Below are 23,667 nucleotides of genomic sequence, written 5' to 3'. Positions count from 1 at the left end.
CGGCCCTGGGACGGCCACCCGCTAGCCTTTTCAGCCACAGCACAGCGGACCCAGCAGGCGGTAGGCAGACGATGGACTTCCCGGCGGACGTGCCCGCACCCTTCCCGGCCCGGCCCCACCCGCAGCCCCACGGCGGCTGGCCCGGCAACGAACTGGAGGAGGTGCTCTCCGCCTCGCTCGGCGTGCCCGGCGCGGGCGGGCGCATCGTGGAAGTACTGGGCCGCAGCTTCGTCTGGGTACCGCTGCCCAACGGCGGCGGCCCGCACAGCGGCCCGCTGGACCTGCCCACGCTGGAGCTGGACGGCCAGGCGTACGTGCCGGTGTTCAGCTCCGAGGAGCAGTTCCGCCAGGTCGCCGGCGCGCACATGCCGTACGCCATCGCCCCGGCCGTGGAGTTCGCGCGGGGCCTGCCCCCGCAGGTGGGCATCGCGGTCAACCCGGACGGCGTGGTGGGCGTCCCGCTGCCCCCGCCGGCGGTGGCCGAGCTGTGCCGGGCGGGCCGCACGCCGCTGGACGGGCCGGCGAGCGGCGGGCGGGTGCGGCTGTTCGAACCGGACTGGCAGGACGACCCGGTGGACTTCCTGTCCGCGGCGTCGGCCGAGTTCGGCGCGAGCGGCGTCGTGCTGACGGCCCGCCGGTGCCTCGCCGCCATCGAGACCGCCGACCCGGTCCTGTTCGTCGGCGTCGAACTCGCCCAGTGGGAGGGGGACCTGCGCGCCGTCCCCCAGGACGCCCTCGGCCGCGCGCTGGGCCGCGTCCCGGTGCCGTGGCCGGTCAACCTGATCCTGCTGGACGTCGCCCAGGACCCGGTGGGCGACTGGATGAAGAGCCAGGTGCGCCCCTTCTACACGGCCGGGGCCTGACCGGGAGGGCGGGACGCCGCGGCCCCCGGTGCCGCACAAGTCGCCCCTCGGGAGGCGGCCGTGGCGGGCGCCGCCACTTAAGCTGTTCCCCTATACGAGTCCTCAGCGAAGGGGCGGTAAAAGGTGAGCGCGAGCGGCACGGCCGCGACCGGCCAGGTCGAGCACATGCTGCGCCAGGTCACGCCCGGGCGTTACGACGCCTACGAGGCGCTGCTCCGCGCCCTCGCCACCCCTTCCACCGGCCAGGTCTGGATGCTGCTCTGGCACGGCCAGGCGGGCTCCCCGGACGCGCAGTACGGCGCGATGGAGGTCGACGGCCACGGGTACGCCCCGTGCGTGACCTCGGCCCAGGAGCTGTCGGCGAGCGGCTGGAACCGGTCCTACGAGGTGATCGACGGTCTGGAGGCGGCCCGCGCCCTGTACCCGGACCACCTCGGGCTCTGGCTCAATCCGCACGCCCCGGGCGGCGGCGTCGGCATCCCCTGGCTCGACCTGCGGCGCATCGCCACCGGGCTGGAGCGCCAGCCGGCGGGCCCGCTGCGGCTGTCGGAACCGGCCGTGGAGATCCCGCAGTTCTACGCCCTGCTCGCGCAGCACGCGCACCGCACCCCCGCCGTACGCACCCTGCGCCGCGCGTGGGTGCAGCCGGCCCTCGGTGCGCCGTATCTCGCCATCGGCCTGGACGTGTACGACGCCTCCCCGGCGTCCGTGGACGCGGTGCGCGCGATGATGCAGCGCTCCGTCGGCGCCGTGCCCGACGGGCTTCCGGTCTCCACGGTGACGATGACCGACGACCACGACCCGGTCGTGCTGTGGATGCGGGCCCAGGCGCGGCCGTTCTACGACCGTGAGGCGCACGCCCCGGCGGTCCCCGCGGCGCCCGCCCAGTCGCCCGCCGCGGGCTACGGCTACCCCCCGCCCGCACGGTACTGACCGGACGGCCACCGGATGACCTTACCCCTGTCCGACCTTCATCCAGCCATTGAGGGTCTGCGCGCGTAGAGTGGGGCGGTTGCTTCCGTTTGCGTGGCAAGTGTCCGAATTTGCACGCGTCCGGGTGGCGTTACCCACCGTCCGGATAACGGAATACATCAGCGCGTATCACGTTTACGCATCCTTTCACCGCCAAGTCTGGCTACAGATCGCCAAAGCGTTGAAGACTCCCGCTCCAGGGGTGTTCGCCCCTGTGTACGACGGACTGATCACGCCGCTACAGCGGCAAGTGCGGGCCGGCCACCGCCGGTTGAGAGGGGTCCCTGCCAGATGACGGCACCATTGCACGAGCCGACCGCGGAAGCGGCCCCGAGCGCGGCCGAGGAAGCGGCGGTCGCCAGCGCCGACGCGAAGGCCGTACAGGGACGCTCCTTGGGCCGGATCGCCTGGGAGCGCCTGAAGCGGGACAAGCTGGCCCTGACGGGCGGTGCCGTGGTGCTCCTGCTCATCGCGCTGGCCCTGCTCGCCCCGGTGATCACGAGCCTGCTGGGCCAGGACCCGAACGCGTACCACGAGGACCTCATCGACCCGCTGTTCGGCACGCCCACCGGTTCGCTGGGCGGTGTCAGCGGTGACCACCTGCTCGGTGTGGAGCCGGTCAACGGCCGCGACATCTTCGCCCGCATCCTCTACGGCGCCCGGATCTCCCTGCTCGTGGGCTTCCTGTCCGCCCTCGTCGCCGTCGTCCTCGGCACGATCCTCGGCATCCTGGCCGGCTTCTTCGGCGGCTGGGTCGACTCCCTGATCAGCCGCGTGATGGACGGTCTGCTGGCCTTCCCGCAGCTCCTCTTCATCATCGCCCTGGTGTCGGTGATGCCGAACGAGATGCTGGGCCTGACCGGCACGGGCGTGCGTGTCTTCGTGATGATCCTGGTCATCGGCTTCTTCGGCTGGCCGTACATCGGCCGCGTGGTGCGCGGCCAGACGCTCTCGATGCGTGAGCGCGAGTACGTCGAGGCCGCCCGGTCGCTCGGCGCCGGCCGCCTCTACATCCTGTTCAAGGAACTGCTGCCCAACCTCGTCGCCCCGATCATCGTGTACACGACGATGATGATCCCGACCAACATCCTCACCGAGGCGGCGCTGAGCTTCCTGGGCGTGGGCGTCAAGCCGCCCACCGCGTCCTGGGGCCAGATGCTCTCCAGCGCGCTGGACTACTACGACTCGGACCCCATGTACATGGTGGTCCCCGGCGTGGCGATCTTCATCACTGTTCTGGCCTTCAACCTCTTCGGCGACGGCGTCCGGGACGCGCTGGACCCGAAGGGCTCCCGCTGAGCCGGCGGACCTGCAACGTCCCGTGGCACCTGACACGGGGTCTCTCATCAAATCCGGAGGATCCGAGATCGTGACTACCCAACGCACCTCAGGGCGGCGTAAGCAGGCCTTGGCCGCTGCGGCCGCGGTCGCTGCGCTGCTGACCACGGCGGCGTGCGGCGGCGGTGGCGACGACAACGGCGGTTCGAAGAACGGCGCCGCCGGCTTCGACGCCGCGAACAACAAGGTTGCCCAGGCCTCCGCGGTCAAGAAGGGCGGGACCCTGAAGTTCGGTGGCGCCCAGGACGCCGACTCGTGGGACACCACGCGTGGTTACTACGGCTTCATGTGGAACTTCGCCCGCTACTACAGCCGTCAGCTCGTCACGGGCAAGACGGAGCCGGGCAAGGGCGGCGCCCAGCTCACTCCGGACCTCGCCACCGGCCTCGCCAAGGTCACCGACGGCGGCAAGACCTACACGTACACCCTGCGCGACGGTGTGACGTGGGAGGACGGCAAGCCGATCACGTCGAAGGACGTCAAGTACGGCATCGAGCGCGTGTGGGCCCAGGACGTGCTGTCCGGCGGTCCGACGTACCTCAAGGAGGTGCTCGACCCCAAGGGTGAGTACAAGGGCCCGTACAAGGACACCTCCGCGGACAAGCTCGGCCTGAAGGCGATCGACACCCCGGACGACAAGACCATCGTCTTCCACCTGCCGCAGGCCAACTCGGACTTCGAGGAGATCCTGGCCCTGGTCTCGGCCTCCCCGGTCCGCCAGGACAAGGACACCAAGTCGAAGTACGGCCTGAAGCCGTTCTCCTCCGGCCCGTACAAGTTCGAGTCGTACAGCCCGGGCAAGAGCCTGACGCTGACCCGCAACACCAGCTGGAAGCAGGCCTCGGACCCGGTCCGCAAGGCCTACCCGGACAAGATCACCGTCACGTTCTTCTCGAACGCCAACGAGCTGGACCAGCGCCTGCTCAACGGTGACCTGGACCTGGACATCAACCAGACCGGCATGTCGCCGCAGGGCCGCACCACCGCCCTCAAGCAGCACAAGGCCAACCTGGACAACCCGGTCTCCGGCTACATCCGTTACGCCGTCTTCCCGCAGAGCGTGAAGCCGTTCGACAACGAGCACTGCCGCAAGGCCGTGATCTACGGCGCCGACCACGTCTCGCTGCAGACCGCCCGCGGTGGCCCCGTGGCCGGTGGTGACATCGGCACCAACATGCTCCCGCCGTCCGTCCCGGGCGCCGAGGGCCAGAAGTACGACCCGTACGAGCTCGCCGGCGCCAACAAGAGCGGCAACGTCGCCAAGGCCAAGGAAGAGCTCAAGGCCTGCGGCCAGCCCAACGGCTTCAGCACCACGATCGCGGTCCGCAACAACAAGCCGGTCGAGGTCGCCACGGCCCAGTCGCTCCAGGCGTCGCTGAAGAAGGTCGGCATCAACGCCCAGATCGACCAGTACGACGGCTCCCAGACCGCCGGCATCATCGGCAGCCCTTCGAACGTGAAGAAGAAGGGCTACGGCATCATCATCATGGGCTGGGGTCCGGACTTCCCGACCGTCCAGGGCTTCGGTCTGCCGCTGTGGGACAGCAAGTACATCCTGCAGAGCGGCAACAACAACTACGCGCTGATCAACGACAAGGCGATCGACGGCCTCTTCTCCCAGTACGTCACCACCCTGGACGACGCGGGCAAGGAGAAGATCGCCACGCAGATCAACCACAAGGTCATGGAGGGCGGCTACTACCTGCCCTTCGTCTTCGAGAAGTTCATCAACTGGCGCTCGGACCGACTGGCGAACGTGTACACGACCGACAACTACAGCGGCATGTACGACTTCGTGAACCTCGGTCTGAAGTCCGCCTCCTGACAACCGGCACACCCGCCGAACGGCACGAAAGGCAGGTGAAGGCCGGCGCAGCGTGAACTGCGGGCCACCGGACGACCTCCGGTGGCCCGCGGTCCCGCGGCGGGCCGAGAGCTGTGCTCACTTACCTCATCAGGCGGTTGTTCGCCGCCGCAGTGATGCTGGTGGTCATCATCACGGTGGTCTTCTGCATCTTCTTCCTCGTCCCGAAGTGGGCGGGCGTCGACATCGCCTCGAGCTTCGTGGGCAAGCAAGCCGACCCCGCGGCCGTCGAAGGGGTGCGGCAGAAGCTGGGTCTGGGCGATCCGATCTACGTCCAGGTCTGGGAGTTCTTCAAGGGCATCTTCGTCGGCCGGACCTACGCCGGCGGCGGGGACACCATCCACTGTGCGGCTCCCTGCTTCGGCTACTCCTTCCGCAGCGAGCAGGCCATCTGGCCGGTGCTCACCGACCGCTTCCCGGTGACCCTGGGTCTCGCGCTCGGTGCGGCCGTCCTGTGGCTGATCCTCGGTGTCTCGGCGGGTGTGCTCTCCGCCCTCAAGCGCGGCAGCCTGTGGGACCGCGGCGCCATGGTCGTCGCCCTCGCGGGTGTCTCCCTGCCCATCTACTTCACGGGCATGCTCAGCCTGGCGATCTTCGTGTTCGGCCTCCACTGGTTCTCCGGGACCTACGTGCCGTTCACGGACAACCCGGGCAAGTGGTTCACCGGGATGATCCTCCCCTGGGTCACCCTGGCGTTCCTCTACGCCGCCATGTACGCCCGGATCACCCGGGCCACCATGATGGAGATCCTCGGCGAGGACTACATCCGGACCGCGCGCGCCAAGGGCCTGCGTGAGCCGGTGGTCATCCGCAAGCACGCCATGCGCTCCACGATGACCCCCATCCTCACCATGCTCGGCATGGACCTCGGCGCCCTCATCGGCGGCGCGATCCTGACCGAGTCGACCTTCAACCTCCCCGGTCTCGGCCGGGAGGTGCTCCTCGCGATCAGGAACCAGGACCTGCCCGTCATCGTGGGCGTCACCCTGATCACCTCCCTCGCGGTGCTCTTCGCCAACCTCGTGGTGGACATCCTTTACGCCGTGATCGACCCCCGAGTGAGGCTCACATGACCGACCTGAGCAAGACCGGAGCGGCCCTGGGGGAGCCCGTCAGCGGCGCCGCCCCCTCCGCCTTCCTGGAAGTGCGCGACCTGAAGGTGCACTTCCCGACCGACGACGGACTGGTCAAGTCCGTCGACGGGCTGAGCTTCCAGCTGGAGAAGGGCAAGACCCTCGGCATCGTGGGCGAGTCCGGGTCCGGCAAGTCGGTGACCTCGCTCGGCATCATGGGCCTGCACACCGCCGGCCAGTACGGCAAGCGCAAGGCCCAGATCTCCGGCGAGATCTGGCTGAACGGCACCGAGCTGCTCACCGCCGACCCCGACCACGTGCGCAAGCTGCGCGGCCGGGAGATGGCGATGATCTTCCAGGACCCGCTGTCGGCGCTGCACCCGTACTACACGATCGGCCAGCAGATCGTGGAGGCGTACCGGATCCACCACGACGTCGACAAGAAGACCGCGCGCCGGCGCGCGGTCGAGATGCTCGACCGGGTGGGCATCCCGCAGCCGGACAAGCGGGTGGACAACTACCCGCACGAGTTCTCCGGCGGCATGCGCCAGCGCGCGATGATCGCGATGTCGCTGGTCAACAACCCCGAGCTGCTGATCGCGGACGAGCCGACGACCGCCCTGGACGTGACCGTCCAGGCGCAGATCCTCGACCTGATCCGGGACCTGCAGAAGGAGTTCGGCTCCGCGGTCATCGTCATCACCCACGACCTGGGCGTCGTCGCCGAACTGGCCGACGACATCCTGGTGATGTACGGCGGCCGCTGCGTGGAGCGCGGACCGGCGGACAAGGTGTTCTACGAGCCCCGCCACCCCTACACCTGGGGCCTGCTCGGCTCGATGCCGCGGCTCGACCGCGAGCAGCAGGAACGCCTGATCCCGGTCAAGGGCTCCCCGCCCTCCCTCATCAACGTCCCGTCCGGCTGCGCCTTCAACCCGCGCTGCCCGTACGCGGACATTCCGAAGGACGACGTCACCCGCACGGTCCGCCCCGAGCTGGCCGAGGTCGGCAGCCGGCACTGGGCCGCCTGCCACCTGAGCACGGAGCAGCGGGAGCGTATCTGGACCGAAGAGATTGCGCCGAAGCTGTGAGTGACGTGAAACGCGACGACGAAGCGGCGACGATTCCCGCGCAGAGCACGGACGGCGGCCGCGCCGACGGCGACGTGCTGCTGAAGGTCACCGGCCTGCAGAAGCACTTCCCGATCAAGAAGGGCCTGCTCCAGCGGCAGGTCGGCGCGGTCCACGCGGTCGACGGCATCGACTTCGAGGTGCGCGCGGGCGAGACCCTGGGCGTCGTGGGCGAGTCGGGCTGCGGCAAGTCCACGATGGGCCGGCTGATCACCCGGCTGCTCGAACCGACCGCCGGGAAGATCGAGTTCGAGGGCAAGGACATCACGCACCTCGGGGTGGCGGGCATGCGTCCGCTGCGCCGCGACGTGCAGATGATCTTCCAGGACCCGTACTCGTCGCTGAACCCGCGCCACACGATCGGCACGATCGTCGGCGCTCCCTTCAAGCTCCAGGGCGTCGAGCCCGAGGGCGGCGTCAAGAAGGAAGTGCAGCGGCTGCTGTCGGTGGTCGGCCTCAACCCCGAGCACTACAACCGCTACCCGCACGAGTTCTCCGGCGGTCAGCGCCAGCGCATCGGCATCGCCCGCGCGCTCGCGCTGAACCCGAAGCTGGTCGTGGCCGACGAGCCGGTCTCCGCGCTCGACGTGTCGATCCAGGCGCAGGTCGTCAACCTGCTGGACGACCTCCAGCAGGAACTGGGCCTGACGTACGTGATCATCGCCCACGACCTGTCGGTCGTCCGGCACGTCTCGGACCGCATCGCGGTGATGTACCTCGGCAAGATCGTGGAGCTGGCCGACCGCGACCTGCTCTACAAGACGCCGATGCACCCGTACACCAAGGCGCTGATGTCCGCGGTGCCGATCCCGGACCCGCGGCGCAAGGCGGAGAAGAGCGAGCGCGTCCTGCTCAAGGGCGACGTGCCCTCGCCGATCGCCCCGCCGAGCGGCTGCCGCTTCCACACCCGGTGCTGGAAGGCCACGGAGATCTGCCGCACGACCGAGCCGCCGCTGCTGGAGCTGCGCCCCGGTCAGCGCGTCGCCTGCCACCACCCGGAGAACTTCGAGGACCAGCAGCCGCAGGACACGGTGCTGCTGACCGCCGCGAAGGAGGCGAGCGAGCTGGTGCCCGACGAGGTGCTGGCGGAGTCGGCGGAGACGTCGGCCGCGGTGGCGGCCGAGGTCGCCCCGCACAAGCCGTCCGTGGCGACGGAGGCCGCGCCGGCCGCCGACACCACGGCGGAGCCGGCCGTCGACGCCGAGCCGGTCGCGAAGGCGGACCCCGCCGCCGCGCCCGCGCCCGCCGCCGAGCCGGACCCCGCGGTCGAGGCGGAGGCCCCCGCCGCGCCGGAGGCTCCCGCCCAGGAGAAGTAGGCAGCGAAAACCCAGCAGTACCCAGCCCCCGCCTTGCAATGTAAGGCGGGGGCTTCGGGTTGGGTGAGAATGGAAGGGTGGTCCACCAACTCTTCAGCCCGTCCGTCCAGCACACCCTCGACCTGGTCGGCATCTTCGTGTTCGCCATCTCGGGTGCGCTGCTCGCGGTCCGCAAGAATTTCGACGTCTTCGGCATCGCCGTCCTCGCCGAGGTCACCGCGCTGGGCGGCGGGCTGTTCCGGGACCTGGTGATCGGCGCCGTGCCCCCGGCCGCCTTCACCGACCTGGGCTACTTCCTCACCCCGCTGCTCGCCGCCCTTCTGGTGTTCTTCCTGCACCCGGAGGTGGAGCGCATCCAGGCCGGGGTGAACGTCTTCGACGCGGCCGGCCTCGGCCTGTTCTGCGTCGCGGGGACGACGAAGGCGTACGACCACGGCCTGGGTCTGACCGCCTCGGCCGCGCTGGGCCTCGCCACGGCCGTCGGCGGGGGCGTCCTGCGCGACGTCCTGGCCAACGAGGTGCCCTCGCTGCTGCGCTGGGACCGCGACCTGTACGCCGTGCCGGCCATCGTCGGCGCGACCATGGTGGCGCTCTGCCTGCGCTACGGCGTGCTGACCCCGCTCGCCAGCGGACTCGCCGCGGTCACCGCCTTCGTGCTGCGCCTTCTCGCGATGCGCTACCACTGGCGAGCGCCGCGTGCCTGGCACCGCCGCTCGACGGTGCGTGAGGAGCAGCCGCCCCCTTCGGCTCCCGCACCGGGTGTCCCTGACCGAGCTGGACGGTGAGCCAGGTGAAGGCGGGCACCACCTGCGGCCGCCACAGCGCCATGGTGTGACCGCCCGCGCTCTTCGGGATGTAGACCACGTGCACGCTGGTCGGCGCCTTGGCCTCCTTGCGGAGTGCCTCGCCGGCCTCGTAGCCGTCGCCCGGCTGGCCGGAGACGTACAGCGCGACGGGCGGCGGGGTGGCGGCCCGGCGCAGCAGTACGTACGGGTTGTTCTGCGCGCGCAGCGAGCGGCTCTGCGCGGCCAGGGAGGTGCGCTCGGCGATCGGGTCGTTGTAGCCGGACATGGTCACCGCGGCCCGGTAGCGGTCGGGGTGGGCGACCGCCAGCTTGGCGGCGCAGTGGGCGCCGGCCGAGTAGCCGGCGACCGCCCAGCCCTGGGGCGCGGACTGGGCCCTGAAGTTGTCCATGACCATCCGCGGCACGTCCAGGCTCAGCCAGGAGTCGGCGTTGACCGTGCCCGGGATGTTGGCGCATCCGGTGTCCACGCCGGGCAGCAGCGTGGTGCGCGGGGCGACCAGGATGAAGGGGGCGACTTTGCCCTCGCGCATCAGCGGCAGGAGCTGCTCGTGCACCTTCAGCGAGCCGAACCACGACTTCGCGGAGCCGGGGTAGCCCGGGAGCAGCTCCACCACGGGGAAGCGGTGGGTGCGGTAGGCGGGCCGGTCGTACTGCGGGGGCAGCCAGACGTAGACCTCGGCGTTCACCCCGGAGACCCGGCCGTCGAGCTGGGTGACCCGCACCCCGCCGGCCGCGTGCATGCCGGCGCCCTGGGCGGCCGTGAACTCCTGCCGGACCCGCGGGAGGTTGCTCAGCTCGACGCCGCCGGTGCCGTCCCGGCCCAGGTCGGCGGCCTGCCGCACGTGGCTGCCGGTGCCGAGCAGGTCGTCCCAGGTGTCGTACAGGTTGTTGGCGTTGTTGACCAGCACGAAGACCAGGGCGATCGCGGTGCCCTGGGCGAACAGCAGCATCAGCACGCGGGCGGCGGCGCGCAGCACTTGCGGGCCGCGCAGCCGCGACCACAGCGCCAGCGGCAGCGCGACCGCGACGACGGACAGCACGATCAGGGTGTAGAGGAACGGAGTCCCGGTGAGGCTCATGTCCTAAGAGAGGGCACGCGGCGTTCACGGGTTTACGGACGAGTACGGACACTTACCGAGATATTGCCGGACCTTCACCCGGTGGCAGGTGTCCTCCGCCGCCGGGACGCCGCGGCCCACGAGAAAAGCTACCGCTTAGTATTATCCTGTTGTACGGTTCACCCATGTCAGAAGCAGTCACCGCTCCCGCCGCCGTCGGCGACAGCGAGTTCGACCGCGACACCGCGGTCACCGAGCGCGAACCCGGCCTCTACGGCATCGACCTCTCTGACGGCTGGACCATCTTCGGCGCGGTCAACGGCGGCTACCTGCTCGCCGTGCTCGGCCGGGCCCTCGCGGACACCCTGCCGCACGGCGACCCCTTCACCCTCACCGCGCACTACCTCAGCGCCTCCCGGCCGGGCCCGGCCGTCGTGCGCACCGAGACCGTGCGCACCGGCCGCACCCTCTCCACCGGCCAGGCGTCCCTCCTGCAGTACGACGAGGAGGGCCGGGAGGTCGAGCGGATCCGCGTCCTGGCCTCCTACGGCGACCTCGACGCCCTGCCCGACGACGTCCGCACCTCGGCGGAGCCGCCCGCGATCCCGCCGCCGAGCCAGTGCTTCGGCCCCGAGGACAACCCCGTCCCGCAGGGCGACCAGCAGCCCATCGCCGACCGGCTGATGCTGAAGCTGGACCCGGCGACGGTCGGCTGGGCGCTCGGGCAGCCGTCCGGCAAGGGCGAGATGCGCGCCTGGTTCGGCCTGGCCGACGGCCGCGACCACGACCCCTTCTCGCTGCTCCTCGCCGTGGACGCGCTGCCGCCCACCGCCTTCGACCTCGGCGTCTCCGGCTGGGTGCCGACCGTCGAGCTGACCGTCCACGTCCGCGCCCGGCCGGCCCCCGGCCCCGTGCGCGTGGCGATCACCACGCGCAACCTCGCGGGCGGCTTCCTGGAGGAGGACGCCGAGGTCTGGGACAGCCGGGACCGCCTGGTCGCGCAGTCCCGCCAGCTCGCCCGGGTCCTGCGGGGCTGAGCGGGGCCGCGGTCGCGGCGGGCGCCGCTCAGGCGTCGGTGGCCGGCGCCAGCGGCGCCCGCCCGAGCCAGGCCGCCAGCCGCGCGTAGGCGTCCGCGCCCTCGGCCACCTCCTGGGCCGCGGCGAACGGCGTGTCCGCGTCGCGCTCCGGGTCGGGCAGCGCCCGGTGCGCGGCCGCCAGCGCGAACCCGGCCAGGTCGTCGGCCAGTTCGACCGGCCGGCCCAGCGCCTCGTTCAGGTCCCAGGTGTGGGCGACGAGTTCCATCACGTATCCGGAGAGCCCCGCGTGCCCGGGCACCTCGCCCCACGGCACCCGCACCAGGGCGGTCAGCCGCTCGTCGGGCTCCCACGCCGCGAGCACGCGCGCCCGGACCTCGGCGTAGGCCCGCGGCCAGGCGTCGTCGGCGACCCCGTCCACGAACGGGTGGACGGCGAGCCCGTCGCCGCCCTCGCCGACGACCGCGATCCGCAGGGTGCCGCCCAGGACGTGGGAGAGCAGCGTCCGTACGTCGAACTCCGCGCACGGCGTGGGCCCGGTGAGCTGCTCGGGCCGCACCGCCGCGATCACGGCGGCCGCCTGCTCGGTGGCGCGGGCGTAGACGGGGCGCGGGTCGACGGCACAGGCGGGCCGGCGGTCTGCGGTGAGCTGGGTGGTCATGGGGGTCTCTCCTGCCGTTCGGTGACTCGGTACGCAGGCGATGCTCACCGCATAACCTGACAGTTTCCGTCAGGATTTGCGACGGACTTCCGGGCGGCGCGATGCTGGGCGCGTGAAGTCCGACCGCCTGCTGGCGATCCTGCTGCTCCTGCAGACCCGCGGCCGCGTGCCCGCACCCGAACTCGCCGAACGGCTGGAGGTGTCGGTGCGCACCGTCTACCGCGACGTCTAGGCCCTGTCGGCGTCGGGCGTGCCGGTCTACGCCGAGCGCGGCCGGCACGGCGGCATCCACCTGCTCCCCGGCTTCCGCACGGACGTCACCGGACTGACCGCCGACGAGTCGCGGGCCCTGTTCATCCTGGCGGCCCAGGGCGCGCACGCCGCCCTCGGCCTGGACGCGGCCCTGGGCTCCGCCCTGCGCAAGGTCATGGCCGCGCTGCCCGCGCCGTACCGCCCGGCCGCCGAGGTCACCAGCCGGCGGATCCTGGTCGACGCCACCCGCTGGAAGGGCGGCCCGCAGCCCGCCGCCGACCTGGACACCCTCCAGGACGCGGTCTTCGCCGACCGCCGACTGCGCCTGCGCTACCGCCACAGCGGCGCCCGCGAAACGCGCACCTACACCGTCGACCCGTACGGCCTCGTCTCCAAGGCGGGCGTCTGGTACCTGGTCGCCGACCGGCGCGGCGCCCCGCAGCTCTTCCGCGCGGACCGGGTGCGCTCGGCGGCGGTCCTGGACGACCCGGTGCGCCGGCGGCCGGGCGTCGAACTCGCCGACGCCTGGGAGGTGCTGCGCCGCCAGGTCGAGGACCGGCCCGACGCCTACGCCGTGACCGTGCGGGTACGGCGTCCCCGGCTCGACATGTTCCTGCGGATGAACGCCGCGCACCTGACCGGGCCGCCCGCCGAGGACGACGGCGGGAGCGCGTGGGTGACCGTCCGGCTGGCCTTCCCCCTCCTCGTGGCCGTCCGCCAGCTCCTCGCGTTCTCCGACCAGGTGGAGGTCCTCGACCCGCCCGAGGCGCGCGAGGAACTGCGTGCGGCGGCCGCCTCCGTCACGCGGATGTACGGGACCGCCGACCGCGCGTCCGGATAGAACCCGGGCCGGAACCGGAACCGGAACCGGAGCCGGAGTCGGAGCCGGAACTGGAGCCGACGGGCGCGACGCGGCCGGAACTCACCCCCACCACCGGCTCAATCGAGCCAGTGCCGGCGGCCGATGCTGATCAGCCGCATCTGCCGGGTGGCGAGCCGGGTGATCCGCTCGCGCTCGCTCTCGGGGCCGTCCAGTGCCTCCAGGAAGAGCGAGGAGGTGGCGAGCATCTGGTCGACGTAGAGGTGGGAGAGCATGAGCAGGTCGTCCTCGCTCCAGCCGCGCGCCTCGGGGTCCTGCGCCAGCTCGTCGCGCACCTCCTCGGCGAACCGGCCCAGTTGGCCGCGTATCGCCTCCCGCACCGACTGGACCCCGCCATGTCGCTCGCGGGCGATGAAGCGGACGTGAGCGGGGTACGCGTCCACGTGACGGGCGATCAACTCCACAGCGCGGTGGATGCGTTCGTCGCTCGAGTCGGCCGCGGTCACCGTCGACCGCACCATCCGGTGCAGGCTCCCGAGGGCTTCCTCGACCAGGGCCACGCCCAGGTCGGCGGTGGAGCGGAAGTGCCGGTAGAAGGCGGTCGGGGCGACCCCGACGGCCCGGGTGACCTCGCGCAGGCCGAGGCTGCTCAGGCTCTGCTCCTCCAGCAGGGCCAGGGCCGCGTCCAGGAGCGCCTGCCGGGTCTTCTGCTTCTGGACCTGCCGGATGCCCACGGTGTGACTCATGTCATCCAGTTAACAACTGTTCTCTGTAATTGGAAAGTTGTGGATCGCGCTAGACTGGGAACTCAGTGAACAACTGTACCTACAACTGTTCACCGAAATGTCACGGAGACGGCACCGACCCCGTCTCGAAGGGGGGATTGGATCCCATGCTGTTCCTCGTCGCCGCACTCCTGCTGCTCGGCGTGGTCCTGGGCACCGTGGCCCACGCGCCGTTCGGCTTCACCCTCGTCGCCGCCGCCGTCATCGCGGGCTGGCTCGTCATCTTCGCCGTCCGTGAGCGCCACGGCCGCCGCAGTGCCGGCCACCGCTGAAGGAGCTGATCAGTCATGCACCTCACCGCACCCGCCACCCGTCGCACCGGCCTGCGCGACACCGACGGCATGGCCGTGGCGTCGTTCATCCTCGGCCTCGTCGGCTTCCTGGTCCTCAACGTCTTCCTCGGGCCGACCGCGATCATCCTGGCCTCCGTGGCCCTGATCCGCGGCACGCAGCGCAAGGGCCGCGCCTACCTGGGCCTCGCCCTCGGCGTCCTCGACCTGGTCGTCCTCGTCGCCTTCATGCACGTCGACTCGACGGTCTCCTGGAGCTTCTGAGGCCGTCCCGCGAGCGGCCCGGTCACCGGCGAGGGCCCCGCGTGTCCACGGACCGACCGCGCCCCGGGGCTCGTTCGACGGGCGCCGTACAATCGGCGTCACCATGGCATACCTCGACCACGCCGCGACGACCCCGATGCTCCCGGAGGCGGCGGAGGCGCTGACCGCCGCGCTGAGCGTCACCGGCAACGCGTCCTCCCTGCACGCATCCGGGCGCCGGGCGCGCCGCACGGTCGAGGAGTCCCGCGAAGTCCTCGCGGACGCGCTCGGCGCCCGCCCGAGCGAGGTCGTCTTCACCTCCGGCGGCACCGAGGCCGACAACCTCGCCGTGAAGGGCCTGTACTGGGCCCGCCGCGACGCCGACCCGGCCCGCACCCGGGTCCTGGCCAGCCCCGTCGAGCACCACGCCGTCCTGGACGCCGTCCACTGGCTCGGCGAGCACGAGGGCGCCACTGTCGAGTACCTCCCCGTCGACCACCACGGCCGCGTCCACCCCGAGGTCCTGCGCGAGGCGATCGCCCGCAACCCCGACGACGTGGCCCTGGCCACCGTCATGTGGGCCAACAACGAGATCGGCACGGTCCTGCCGGTCGCCGAACTGGCCGAAGTGGCACGGGAGTTCGGTGTCCCGTTGCACGCCGACGCGGTGCAGGCCGTCGGTCAGGTCCCCGTCGACTTCGCCGCCTCCGGCCTCGCCGCGATGACCGTCTCCGGCCACAAGATCGGCGGGCCGTACGGCATCGGCGCCCTGCTGCTGGGCCGCGAGTACACCCCCGTGCCCGTCCTGCACGGCGGCGGCCAGGAGCGCCACGTCCGCTCCGGCACCCTGGACGTCCCGGCCATCGCCTCGTTCGCCGTCGCCGGCCGGCTCGCGGCCGAGCAGCGCGACTGGTTCGCCCGGGAGATCGGCGCCCTGCGCGACCAGCTCGTCGACGTCGTCCGTACGGCCGTGCCCGACGCGGTCCTCGGCGGTGACCCCGCCCCGGAGGGCCGGCTCCCGGCCAACGCCCACTTCTCCTTCCCCGGCTGCGAGGGCGACTCCCTGCTGCTCCTGCTGGACGCCCAGGGCATCGAGTGCTCCACCGGGTCGGCCTGCACCGCGGGCGTGGCCCAGCCCAGCCACGTGCTGCTGGCCACCGGCACCGACCCCGACCTGGCCCGCGGCACCCTGCGCTTCTCCCTCGGCCACACCTCCACCGAGGCCGACGTCGAGGCCCTCGCCAAGGCCATCGGCCCCGCGGTGGAACGGGCGCGTGCGGCGGGGCTCACGTAGGCACCGGGCACGGGGCCCACGCTCCCTTTGGATCCGGCCCCGGCGCGCTCACACGGGCGTACCGGCTCCGCGCGCCGCGCGCACCAGGCGGAGGTAGCGGTCCCAGGCCCAGTGCGGGCCGGGGTCCGTGTGGTCCGCGCCGGGCACCTCGACGTGGCCGATGATGTGCGCCCGGTCCACGGGGATGCCGTAGCGCGCGCAGATCCCCGCCGTCAGCCGGGCCGAGGAGGCGTACATCGCGTCCGTGAAGGACGACGCCCGGTCCACGAAGCCCTCGTGCTCTATGCCGACGCTCCGCTCGTTGTACTCGCGGTTCCCCGCGTGGAACGCCACGTCCAGCTCGCGGATCATCTGGGTCACGCGGCCGTCCCGGCCGACTATGTAGTGCGCCGCCGCCCGGTGGCCCGGGTCCTGGAACACCTTCACCGCGCTGGCGAAGCTGCCCTGCGTGACGTGGACGACCACCCGGTCGATCGCGTAGTCGTCGGGCCGGTCGGCCCAGCGGAAGTTGGCCGGCGAGGCCGCCACCCAGCGCGCGCCCCGGAAGTCGACCGCGCCCTCGACACGCGGCTTCTCCACGCCCGGCAGCCGCCACCACAGCCGCCCCAGTTCGTCACGGGCCAGCACCGCCGAACCCACGACGGCCGCCGCGCCGCCGATCAGCAGGGCCCGCCGCCCGATCCGCCGGTCGGCGTCCTTCCCGGCCCCGGACCTCCCGGCGCCCGTCCCCGTGTCCCTCTGCGTGCCCGTCGTCGTGCCCTTCTCCGTCGCCCCCATGCCCGTCCCGTCCCGTGCCGCCTGGCGCGCCCCCTGTGGAAGAGGAACGCGCACCCGGGCACCCCGGTTCCCGCCGCCCCGTACCCTGGAAGGGTTATGACTGAGACCTCGCAGCGTCCCCTCCGCGTCCTCGCCGCCATGTCCGGCGGGGTCGACTCCGCCGTCGCCGCCGCCCGCGCCGCCGAAGCCGGGCACGACGTGACCGGCGTCCACCTCGCGCTCTCCGCGAACCCCCAGTCGTTCCGCACGGGCGCGCGGGGCTGTTGCACCATCGAGGACTCCCGCGACGCCCGCCGCGCCGCCGACGTCATCGGCATCCCGTTCTACGTCTGGGACCTCGCCGACCGCTTCCGCGAGGACGTGGTCGAGGACTTCGTCGCCGAGTACGAGGCCGGCCGCACCCCCAACCCCTGCCTGCGCTGCAACGAGAAGATCAAGTTCGCGGCGCTGCTGGACAAGGCGCTCGCCCTGGGCTTCGACGCGGTCTGCACCGGTCACTACGCCAAGGTCGTCGTGCACGAGGACGGCTCCCGCGAGCTGCACCGCGCCTCCGACCTGGCCAAGGACCAGTCGTACGTCCTCGGCGTGCTCGACGAGCGCCAGCTCGCGCACGCGCTGTTCCCGCTCGGCGACACGGTCACCACCAAGGACGAGATCCGGGCGGAGGCAGAGCGGCGCGGCCTCGCCGTCGCCAAGAAGCCCGACTCGCACGACATCTGCTTCATCGCCGACGGCGACACCCAGGGCTTCCTCGCCCGGCGCCTCGGCCGCGCCGAGGGCGACATCGTCGACGAGTCCGGCACCCGGCTCGGCACGCACGAGGGCGCGTACGGCTTCACCATCGGCCAGCGCAAGGGGCTCAGGATCGGCACCCCCGCCCCGGACGGCAAGCCCCGCTACGTCCTGGACATCTCCCCGGTGGACAACACCGTCACGGTCGGCCCCGCCGAGGCCCTGGACGTCTCGGCGCTCACCGCGATCAGGCCCCGCTGGTGCGGCGCCGCCCCCACCGGCCCCGCCGTCTACACCGCCCAGCTCCGGGCCCACGGCGGCGAGACCGAGGTGCGGGCCGAACCCGTCGACGGCGAGCTGCGGGTGACCTTCACCGAGCCGGTCCGCGGCGTGGCCCCCGGCCAGGCGATCGTCCTGTACGACGGCACGCGCGTGGTGGGCTCGGCGACGATCGCGTCGACGGTGCGCGCGACCGCGGGCGCCGCCTGAGCCCCACCGCTGGCCTCTAGGACGCCAGGAACTCCGTCAGCACCGGTGCCACCGCGTCCGGGTCCACCACGTGGGTCTGGCCTTCCAGGACCCGGCTGGAGCCCTGCGGCAGCGCCTCGGCCACCGCGTGTGCGGCGCGCTGCAGCCAGTCGGGACTCGCGCCGCCCGCCAGGGCCAGCACCGGCACCCCGACCGACGCCAGCAGCTCGCGCGGCACCAGCCCGCCGTCCATGACGGCGTCGTCGTGGGCGAGGCTCGGGGCGACCGACTCCAGGGCCGCCCACATGGGCGCCTGGCGGGCACCGCGGATCATGTCGTCCGCCATGCCGGTCAGCCGCAGGAACAGCTCCACCGCGTCCCCGCGCCGGCCCTGCTCCAGCGCCGCGGTGAGGTCCCGGGTGTACGCGGCCCGCTGCTCGGCGCCGGCGGGGGAGAAGTCCCCGTAGGGCACCTCGTAGACCACCGCGCGGCGCACCGGCAGCCCTTCGGCCAGGGCCCGCAGCACCAGCGCGCCCCCCGAGGACACGCCGAACAGCGACGCCTCACCGCCCACCGTCTCCACGAGCCCCGCCAGGTCCTCGACCTCGCGCAGCACGTCGTAGGGCTCGGTGTCGCCGCTGTCGCCGCGGCCCCGGCGGTCGTAGACCACCGTCTCGAAGCGCTCCGCGAGCCGGGCGGCCAGCGGAGCGAGGGTGCCCCCGGTGGACAGCGCGCCGCTGACCAGGATCACCGCGGGACCCCGGCCGGCGCGTTCGTAGGCGATACGGGTCCCGTCGCGGGAAAGGAGGTTGTCGTCCATGCCCGTGCAGACTGCCGCAGGGCACGGATCTCATCGCGCTACGACACGTCCGCGACCACCTCGGTGTCGTAGAAGCACAGGTGGTCCTTGATCGCGGCGACGTCCGGCTTGGGGTCGGGGTACGCCCACACGCGGTCCGTGCCGTCCGTGCCGTCCGCGCCGTCGCGCGCGTCCGGCAGCGACCAGTACGACGCGGTGCCCTTGAACGGGCAGTACGTGTGCGTGTCGGACGGCGTCAGCAGATCCGTGCGGACGTCCTCGGCGGGGAGGTAGTAGCGGACGGGACAGCCCGTCTCGCGCAGCACCAGCGGCCGGTCGCTCTCCGCCAGCACCTGTCCGTCGCGCACCACGCGCACGCGGAGGTCGCCCTGCTCGATGGTGATCGTGTGTCCAGTGGCCATGTACGGACAGCGCCCGCGGGGCCGCGAATCTTCCCGCGTACCGTGGACGCCATGCGTATCTGTGTCTTCCTCTCCGCCGCCGACCTCGACGACCGCTACACCCGTCCCGCGCGCGAGTTCGCCGAACTCCTCGGCCGGGGCGGCCACACGCTGGTCTGGGGCGGGTCCGACGTCGGGCTGATGAAGGTGGTCGCGGACGGCGTGCAGGAGGCGGGCGGACGCCTGTGCGGGGTCTCGGTGGAGTTCCTGTCCGCGCGGGTCCGTCCGGGCGTCGACGACATGGTGGTCGCCAAGGATCTCGCCGAGCGCAAGCGGCTGCTGCTGGAGAAGGCGGACGCCGTGGTGATCATGGTGGGCGGCACGGGCACCCTCGACGAGGCCACCGAGATCCTGGAGCTGAAGAAGCACGGGCACACCGACAAGCCGGTCGTGCTGCTGAACACCGCCGGGTTCTACGACGGGCTCAAGGAGCAGTTCCGGCGCATGGACGCGGAGGGCTTCCTGCCCCGGCCCCTGACCGAGCTGGTGTTCTTCGCGGAGGAGCCGGTGGGGGCGCTGGCCTACCTGGAGGAGAGCCAGGGCATCGCCTGAGTCCGGGAGGGTGCGAGCATGGCGGGCATGGCTACACATGTGATCACCGGGGCCGGCTCCGGCATCGGCGCGGCCGTCGCCCGCCGCCTGCACGCGCGCGGGGACGAGCTCGTGCTGCACGCGCGCGACGCGGGACGGGCCAAGGAGCTGGCCGCGCAGTTCCCCGGCGCGCGCACCCTGGTCGGCGACCTCGCCGAGCCCGAACGGCTGAGCTGGGCGTTCTCCCACCAGACGCTGCCCGACCGGGTCGACTCGCTGCTGCACGTCGCGGGCGTGGTCGACCTCGGCCCGGTCGGCGAGCTCACCCCGAAGTCCTGGCGCCACCAGCTCAACGTCAACCTGATCGCGCCCGCCGAACTCACCCGCCACTTCCTGCCCCAGCTGCGGGCGAGCCGCGGCCACGTGCTGTTCGTGAACTCCGGGGCGGGCCTGCGCGCGAGCGCCGACTGGGCGGCGTACGCGGCCTCCAAGCACGGCCTGAAGGCCCTCGCGGACTCCCTGCGCCAGGAGGAGCACGGCCACGGCGTCCGGGTCACCTCCGTCTACCCCGGACGCACGGCCAGCCCGATGCAGGCCAAGGTCCACCAGCAGGAGGGCAAGCCCTACGACGCGTCCGCGTGGATCGACCCGGAGTCGGTCGCCACGACGATCCTCATGGCGCTCGACCTGCCCCGGGACGCCGAGGTCAACGACCTGACGGTCCGCCCGGGCGCCTGACCGCCGCCCCGGGGACCCGGCCGGGGGACCGGCCGGGCCGGGTTACGTAGGCTGCCGGGGTGAGCAACGACACTGAGTTCCGCTTCGGGCCCGCCACCGGCGTCGGCTCCCTGCCCGGCGGCGACGCCAGGGAGGCCGCCAAGACCGTCACCGGGTCCTTCGAGGACTTCCCGCACCTCGCCGAACTGCCCGCCCGCGGCCCGGGCGCCGACATGATCGGCCGCACCGCCGGACTCCTCGTCGAGCTGTACGCGCGCGTGGAGCCCAGCGGGTGGCGGATCGGTGACCGGCCGGGACGCGACACCCGGCGGGCCAGGTCCTGGCTGGTGGAGGACCTCGACGCGCTGGAGGAGTTCACCCAGGGCTACGAGGGCGCGCTGAAGGTGCAGGCCGTCGGGCCCTGGACGCTCGCCGCCAACCTGGAGATGAAGAACGGCGAGGCCGCGCTCTCCGACCCCGGGGCCTGCCGCGACCTCGCCGGGTCCCTCGCCGAGGGCCTGCGCGCGCACCTGGCCGAGGTCGCCCGCCGCGTCCCCGGCGCCCGGCCCGTGCTCCAGCTCGACGAGCCGTCCCTCACCGCCGTGCTGCGCGGGCAGGTGCGCACCGCGAGCGGCTACCGCACCCACCGCGCCGTCGACCGGCAGGTGGTCGAGGCCACCCTGCGGGACGTCGTCGGGGTGCACACGACCGGACCCGTGGTGGTGCACTCCTGCGCGCCGGACGTGCCGTTCGCCCTGCTGCGCCGGGCCGGTGCGGCCGCCGTGTCGTTCGACGCCTCCCTGCTCACCGAGCGTGACGACGACGCGATCGGTGAGGCCGTCGAGGCCGGCACCGCGCTCTTCGCCGGTGTCGTACCCGCCGTGGACGGTCCATTGTCAGACCCTGCCGGTAGCGTCATGGGTGTCAGGACGCTGTGGCGCAGGCTGGGGCTGCGGCCGGAGCTTCTCGCGCAGGCTGTCACGGTCACTCCGGCGTGCGGCCTCGCGGGCGCTTCGCCCGCGTACGCCCGCCGGGCCCTCGCCCACTGCGTCCGGGCGGCGAGATCCCTCGCGGACAACCCAGAGTGACGGGAGGACAACACGGTGGCCGGCGACAAGCAAGCGGAGACGACGGTGCCCGCCGAGGCGCGGGAGCGGCACGCCCAGCTCGCTGAGCAGATCGAGGAGCACCGCTTCCGTTACTACGTGAAGGACGCTCCCGTCATCAGCGACGCCGAGTTCGACCGCCTGCTGCGGTCCCTGGAGGCGCTGGAGGAGGAGCACCCCGAGCTGCGCACGCCCGACTCGCCCACCCAGAAGGTGTCGGGCGGGTACGCGACGGAGTTCACGGCCGTCCAGCACCGCGAGCGGATGCTCTCGCTGGACAACGCCTTCGACGACCTGGAGCTCGCCGCCTGGGCCGAGCGCGTCCACAAGGACGTCGGCACCTCCGCGTACCACTTCCTGTGCGAGCTGAAGGTCGACGGCCTCGCGGTCAACCTCACCTACGAGAACGGCCGGCTCACGCGCGCGGCGACCCGCGGCGACGGCCGCACGGGTGAGGACATCACGCCCAACGTGCGCACCATCGCCGAGATCCCCGACCGCCTCCACGGCGACGGCGTCCCCACGCTCGTGGAGATCCGCGGCGAGGTCTACTTCCCGATGGAGAAGTTCGAGGAGCTCAACGCCCGGCTGGTCGAGGCGGGCGACAAGCCGTTCGCCAACCCGCGCAACGCGGCGGCCGGTTCGCTGCGCCAGAAGGACCCGCGCGTCACCGCCACCCGCCCGCTGCACATGGTGGTCCACGGCATCGGCGCCCTGGAGGGCTTCGAGGGCATGACCCGCCTGTCCGAGGCGTACGACCTGCTCAAGGAGTGGGGCCTGCCCACCTCCCCGCACAACCGGGTCGTCGACGACCTCGACGGCGTACGGCAGTTCATCGCGTACTACGGCGAGAACCGCCACTCCGTGGCGCACGAGATCGACGGCGTCGTCGTCAAGCTCGACGAGATCCGCCTGCAGGGTCGCCTCGGCTCCACGGCCCGCGCCCCGCGCTGGGCCATCGCGTACAAGTACGCGCCCGAGGAGGTCAACACCAAGCTGGTCAACATCCGCGTGGGCGTGGGCCGTACGGGCCGGGTCACGCCGTACGCGCAGGTGGAGCCGGTCACGGTGGCCGGCTCGGAGGTCGAGTTCGCCACCCTGCACAACCAAGACGTCGTCAAGGCCAAGGGCGTGCTGATCGGCGACACCGTGGTGCTGCGCAAGGCCGGCGACGTCATCCCCGAGATCCTCGGCCCCGTCGTCGACCTGCGCGACGGCAGCGAGCGCCCGTTCGTGATGCCCTCCGAGTGCCCCGAGTGCGGTACGCCGCTGCGGCCCATGAAGGAGGCCGACGTCGACCTGCGCTGCCCCAACGCGCGCGGCTGCCCCGCCCAGCTGCGCGAGCGCCTGTTCTACCTCGGCGGCCGCAGGGCGCTGGACATCGAGCACTTCGGCTACGTCGCCGCCGCCGCGCTGACCGCGCCCCTGGAGCCCGCCGACCCGCCCCTGAAGGACGAGGGCGACCTGTTCGACCTCACCGCGGAGCAGCTGCTGCCCATCAAGGCGTACGTCCTCGACCAGGACAGCGGGCTGCCCAAGCGCGACCCGAAGACCGGCGAGGAGAAGATCGTCACGGTCTTCGCCAACCAGCAGGGCGAGCTCAAGAAGAACGCGCTCGCCATGCTGGACAACATCGCGGCGGCCAAGGAGCGCCCGCTCGCCCGGGTGCTCACCGGCCTGTCGATCCGTCACGTCGGACCGGTCGCCGCCGAGGCGCTGGCCCGCGAGTTCCGCTCGATCGACCGGATCCAGCAGGCGAGCGAGGAGGAGCTGGCGGGCACCGAGGGCGTGGGCCCGACGATCGCCGCCTCGCTCAAGGAGTGGTTCGCCGAGGAGTGGCACCAGGAGATCCTGCGCAAGTGGAAGGCCGCCGGAGTGCGCCTCGAGGAGGAGGCCGCGGCCGAGGACGAGGGGCCCCGTCCCCTGGAGGGGCTCACGGTCGTCGTCACCGGCACGCTGGAGCACTTCACGCGCGACGCGGCCAAGGAGGCCCTGCAGAGCCGCGGTGCGAAGGTGACCGGTTCGGTCTCCAAGAAGACCTCGTTCGTCGTGGTGGGTGACAGCCCCGGATCGAAGTACGACAAGGCGGTGCAGGCCAAGGTGCCCGTGCTGGACGAGGACGGGTTCGTCGTCCTGCTGGAACAGGGGCCCGAGGCGGCGGCGGGGGTGGCGCTCCCGACCGAGGAATAGCGGTTGAAGGCCACCCGATCAGCGCATATCAGATGTATACGGGTGGCCCGGGCGCATTCGGGCAACCGTCGGCGACCGCTGCCCGTGA

Annotated in this window: 22 protein-coding genes and 2 pseudogenes; 18 read left to right on the top strand and 6 right to left on the bottom strand. The window is 72.1% G+C overall.

From position 1 onward, the window contains the following. The first annotated feature begins 71 nt into the window (after positions 1 to 71). The 8 genes from E4U92_RS31945 to E4U92_RS31910 all read left to right on the top strand — a co-directional run bounded on the left by E4U92_RS31945 (position 72) and on the right by E4U92_RS31910 (position 9,341). Positions 72 to 863 carry an enhanced serine sensitivity protein SseB gene (locus E4U92_RS31945; RefSeq protein ID WP_137303914.1) on the top strand — a complete coding sequence of 264 codons (792 nt, stop codon included), beginning with the start codon at positions 72 to 74 and terminating at the stop codon, positions 861 to 863. Positions 864 to 986: 123 nt separating this feature from the next. After that, positions 987 to 1,796: an enhanced serine sensitivity protein SseB C-terminal domain-containing protein gene (locus tag E4U92_RS31940; RefSeq protein ID WP_137303913.1), complete on the top strand. Its 810-nt coding sequence runs from the start codon at positions 987 to 989 to the stop codon at positions 1,794 to 1,796. 330 nt (positions 1,797 to 2,126) lie between these two features. Continuing rightward, on the top strand, positions 2,127 to 3,134 hold the full coding sequence (locus E4U92_RS31935) for an ABC transporter permease (RefSeq protein ID WP_137303912.1): 1,008 nt from the start codon (positions 2,127 to 2,129) through the stop codon (positions 3,132 to 3,134). A 70-nt stretch (positions 3,135 to 3,204) separates the two neighbouring features. After that, the gene (locus tag E4U92_RS31930; protein ID WP_137303911.1) at positions 3,205 to 4,998 is read left to right on the top strand and encodes an ABC transporter substrate-binding protein; all 1,794 of its coding nucleotides are present in this window, start codon (positions 3,205 to 3,207) and stop codon (positions 4,996 to 4,998) included. A 113-nt stretch (positions 4,999 to 5,111) separates the two neighbouring features. After that, a complete protein-coding gene (locus E4U92_RS31925) occupies positions 5,112 to 6,110 on the top strand; it encodes an ABC transporter permease (RefSeq protein WP_137303910.1) in 999 nt (332 codons plus the stop codon). Next, complete coding sequence (locus tag E4U92_RS31920; protein ID WP_067238795.1) at positions 6,107 to 7,201, top strand: ABC transporter ATP-binding protein; 1,095 nt, start codon at positions 6,107 to 6,109, stop codon at positions 7,199 to 7,201. Before E4U92_RS31925 ends, E4U92_RS31920 begins: the two co-directional genes overlap by 4 nt. Before the next feature lie 5 nt (positions 7,202 to 7,206). Then, positions 7,207 to 8,556 (top strand): ABC transporter ATP-binding protein, encoded by a 1,350-nt coding sequence (locus E4U92_RS31915; RefSeq protein ID WP_373311634.1) that lies wholly within the window; start codon positions 7,207 to 7,209, stop codon positions 8,554 to 8,556. 77 nt (positions 8,557 to 8,633) lie between these two features. Then, entirely contained in the window at positions 8,634 to 9,341 is a 708-nt protein-coding gene (locus E4U92_RS31910; RefSeq protein ID WP_137303908.1) for a trimeric intracellular cation channel family protein, read from the top strand. Positions 9,342 to 9,408: 67 nt separating this feature from the next. On the opposite strand, the pseudogene E4U92_RS36885 reads toward E4U92_RS31910, so the two are convergent. Continuing rightward, a pseudogene (locus tag E4U92_RS36885) lies at positions 9,409 to 10,101 on the bottom strand (alpha/beta hydrolase); the annotation flags it as partial. Between the two features lie 503 nt (positions 10,102 to 10,604). Between E4U92_RS36885 and E4U92_RS31900 the strand changes: the two are divergent. Then, positions 10,605 to 11,456 carry a thioesterase family protein gene (locus E4U92_RS31900; RefSeq protein ID WP_137303906.1) on the top strand — a complete coding sequence of 284 codons (852 nt, stop codon included), beginning with the start codon at positions 10,605 to 10,607 and terminating at the stop codon, positions 11,454 to 11,456. 28 nt (positions 11,457 to 11,484) lie between these two features. Here the strand turns inward: E4U92_RS31900 and E4U92_RS31895 are convergent, their stop codons facing one another. Then, the gene (locus E4U92_RS31895; protein WP_137303905.1) at positions 11,485 to 12,114 is read right to left on the bottom strand and encodes a TIGR03086 family metal-binding protein; all 630 of its coding nucleotides are present in this window, start codon (positions 12,112 to 12,114) and stop codon (positions 11,485 to 11,487) included. Between the two features lie 112 nt (positions 12,115 to 12,226). On the opposite strand from E4U92_RS31895, the pseudogene E4U92_RS31890 reads away from it, so the two are divergent. After that, positions 12,227 to 13,207, top strand: a pseudogene (locus E4U92_RS31890) (helix-turn-helix transcriptional regulator). 98 nt (positions 13,208 to 13,305) lie between these two features. Here E4U92_RS31890 and E4U92_RS31885 read toward each other — a convergent pair. Next, entirely contained in the window at positions 13,306 to 13,932 is a 627-nt protein-coding gene (locus E4U92_RS31885; protein ID WP_137303904.1) for a TetR family transcriptional regulator, read from the bottom strand. 146 nt (positions 13,933 to 14,078) lie between these two features. On the opposite strand from E4U92_RS31885, the gene E4U92_RS36080 reads away from it, so the two are divergent. From E4U92_RS36080 to E4U92_RS31875, 3 genes are all read left to right on the top strand, one after another. Then, a complete protein-coding gene (locus tag E4U92_RS36080) occupies positions 14,079 to 14,243 on the top strand; it encodes a hypothetical protein (protein WP_168372082.1) in 165 nt (54 codons plus the stop codon). Positions 14,244 to 14,258: 15 nt separating this feature from the next. Beyond that, on the top strand, positions 14,259 to 14,525 hold the full coding sequence (locus tag E4U92_RS31880; protein ID WP_137303903.1) for a DUF4190 domain-containing protein: 267 nt from the start codon (positions 14,259 to 14,261) through the stop codon (positions 14,523 to 14,525). 103 nt (positions 14,526 to 14,628) lie between these two features. Beyond that, positions 14,629 to 15,798: a cysteine desulfurase family protein gene (locus E4U92_RS31875; RefSeq protein WP_137303902.1), complete on the top strand. Its 1,170-nt coding sequence runs from the start codon at positions 14,629 to 14,631 to the stop codon at positions 15,796 to 15,798. Positions 15,799 to 15,846: 48 nt separating this feature from the next. Here the strand turns inward: E4U92_RS31875 and E4U92_RS31870 are convergent, their stop codons facing one another. Further along, positions 15,847 to 16,575, bottom strand: coding sequence for an N-acetylmuramoyl-L-alanine amidase (locus tag E4U92_RS31870; RefSeq protein ID WP_137303901.1), 729 nt, complete (start codon positions 16,573 to 16,575; stop codon positions 15,847 to 15,849). A gap of 96 nt (positions 16,576 to 16,671) precedes the next feature. On the opposite strand from E4U92_RS31870, the gene mnmA reads away from it, so the two are divergent. Further along, complete coding sequence (gene mnmA / locus E4U92_RS31865) at positions 16,672 to 17,796, top strand: tRNA 2-thiouridine(34) synthase MnmA (protein WP_137303900.1); 1,125 nt, start codon at positions 16,672 to 16,674, stop codon at positions 17,794 to 17,796. 16 nt (positions 17,797 to 17,812) lie between these two features. Here mnmA and E4U92_RS31860 read toward each other — a convergent pair whose 3' ends face one another. Further along, on the bottom strand, positions 17,813 to 18,595 hold the full coding sequence (locus E4U92_RS31860; protein ID WP_137303899.1) for an alpha/beta fold hydrolase: 783 nt from the start codon (positions 18,593 to 18,595) through the stop codon (positions 17,813 to 17,815). A 38-nt stretch (positions 18,596 to 18,633) separates the two neighbouring features. After that, entirely contained in the window at positions 18,634 to 18,996 is a 363-nt protein-coding gene (locus tag E4U92_RS31855) for a DUF427 domain-containing protein (RefSeq protein ID WP_137303898.1), read from the bottom strand. Positions 18,997 to 19,047: 51 nt separating this feature from the next. Here E4U92_RS31855 and E4U92_RS31850 point away from each other — a divergent pair, with 51 nt between their 5' ends. The 4 genes from E4U92_RS31850 to ligA are packed head-to-tail and all read left to right on the top strand — an operon-like array spanning position 19,048 to position 23,579. Further along, on the top strand, positions 19,048 to 19,587 hold the full coding sequence (locus E4U92_RS31850) for an LOG family protein (protein ID WP_168372088.1): 540 nt from the start codon (positions 19,048 to 19,050) through the stop codon (positions 19,585 to 19,587). An 18-nt stretch (positions 19,588 to 19,605) separates the two neighbouring features. Next, positions 19,606 to 20,304 carry an SDR family oxidoreductase gene (locus E4U92_RS31845; RefSeq protein ID WP_137303896.1) on the top strand — a complete coding sequence of 233 codons (699 nt, stop codon included), beginning with the start codon at positions 19,606 to 19,608 and terminating at the stop codon, positions 20,302 to 20,304. A 59-nt stretch (positions 20,305 to 20,363) separates the two neighbouring features. After that, positions 20,364 to 21,371, top strand: a complete 1,008-nt coding sequence (locus E4U92_RS31840; protein WP_137303895.1) for a methionine synthase — start codon at positions 20,364 to 20,366, stop codon at positions 21,369 to 21,371. A 15-nt stretch (positions 21,372 to 21,386) separates the two neighbouring features. Beyond that, positions 21,387 to 23,579 (top strand): NAD-dependent DNA ligase LigA, encoded by a 2,193-nt coding sequence (gene ligA / locus E4U92_RS31835; RefSeq protein WP_137303894.1) that lies wholly within the window; start codon positions 21,387 to 21,389, stop codon positions 23,577 to 23,579. Positions 23,580 to 23,667: the final 88 nt, after the last annotated feature.

This window comes from Streptomyces galbus (assembly GCF_005280195.1).
Taxonomy (GTDB): domain Bacteria; phylum Actinomycetota; class Actinomycetes; order Streptomycetales; family Streptomycetaceae; genus Streptomyces; species Streptomyces galbus.
This window is presented reverse-complemented; position numbering and strand designations above follow the sequence as displayed.

What these genes read in the sequence shown, in the direction of transcription:
- E4U92_RS31845 (WP_137303896.1), top strand. Translation starts at nt 19,606, where the DNA reads ATGGCGGGCATGGCTACACATGTGATCACCGGGGCCGGCTCCGGCATC.
- E4U92_RS31895 (WP_137303905.1), bottom strand. Translation starts at nt 12,114, where the DNA reads ATGACCACCCAGCTCACCGCAGACCGCCGGCCCGCCTGTGCCGTCGAC.
- E4U92_RS36080 (WP_168372082.1), top strand. Translation starts at nt 14,079, where the DNA reads ATGCTGTTCCTCGTCGCCGCACTCCTGCTGCTCGGCGTGGTCCTGGGC.
- E4U92_RS31920 (WP_067238795.1), top strand. Translation starts at nt 6,107, where the DNA reads ATGACCGACCTGAGCAAGACCGGAGCGGCCCTGGGGGAGCCCGTCAGC.
- E4U92_RS31870 (WP_137303901.1), bottom strand. Translation starts at nt 16,575, where the DNA reads ATGGGGGCGACGGAGAAGGGCACGACGACGGGCACGCAGAGGGACACG.
- E4U92_RS31860 (WP_137303899.1), bottom strand. Translation starts at nt 18,595, where the DNA reads ATGGACGACAACCTCCTTTCCCGCGACGGGACCCGTATCGCCTACGAA.
- E4U92_RS31880 (WP_137303903.1), top strand. Translation starts at nt 14,259, where the DNA reads ATGCACCTCACCGCACCCGCCACCCGTCGCACCGGCCTGCGCGACACC.
- E4U92_RS31875 (WP_137303902.1), top strand. Translation starts at nt 14,629, where the DNA reads ATGGCATACCTCGACCACGCCGCGACGACCCCGATGCTCCCGGAGGCG.
- E4U92_RS31855 (WP_137303898.1), bottom strand. Translation starts at nt 18,996, where the DNA reads ATGGCCACTGGACACACGATCACCATCGAGCAGGGCGACCTCCGCGTG.
- E4U92_RS31850 (WP_168372088.1), top strand. Translation starts at nt 19,048, where the DNA reads ATGCGTATCTGTGTCTTCCTCTCCGCCGCCGACCTCGACGACCGCTAC.
- mnmA (WP_137303900.1), top strand. Translation starts at nt 16,672, where the DNA reads ATGACTGAGACCTCGCAGCGTCCCCTCCGCGTCCTCGCCGCCATGTCC.
- E4U92_RS31900 (WP_137303906.1), top strand. Translation starts at nt 10,605, where the DNA reads ATGTCAGAAGCAGTCACCGCTCCCGCCGCCGTCGGCGACAGCGAGTTC.
- E4U92_RS31935 (WP_137303912.1), top strand. Translation starts at nt 2,127, where the DNA reads ATGACGGCACCATTGCACGAGCCGACCGCGGAAGCGGCCCCGAGCGCG.
- E4U92_RS31885 (WP_137303904.1), bottom strand. Translation starts at nt 13,932, where the DNA reads ATGAGTCACACCGTGGGCATCCGGCAGGTCCAGAAGCAGAAGACCCGG.
- E4U92_RS31945 (WP_137303914.1), top strand. Translation starts at nt 72, where the DNA reads ATGGACTTCCCGGCGGACGTGCCCGCACCCTTCCCGGCCCGGCCCCAC.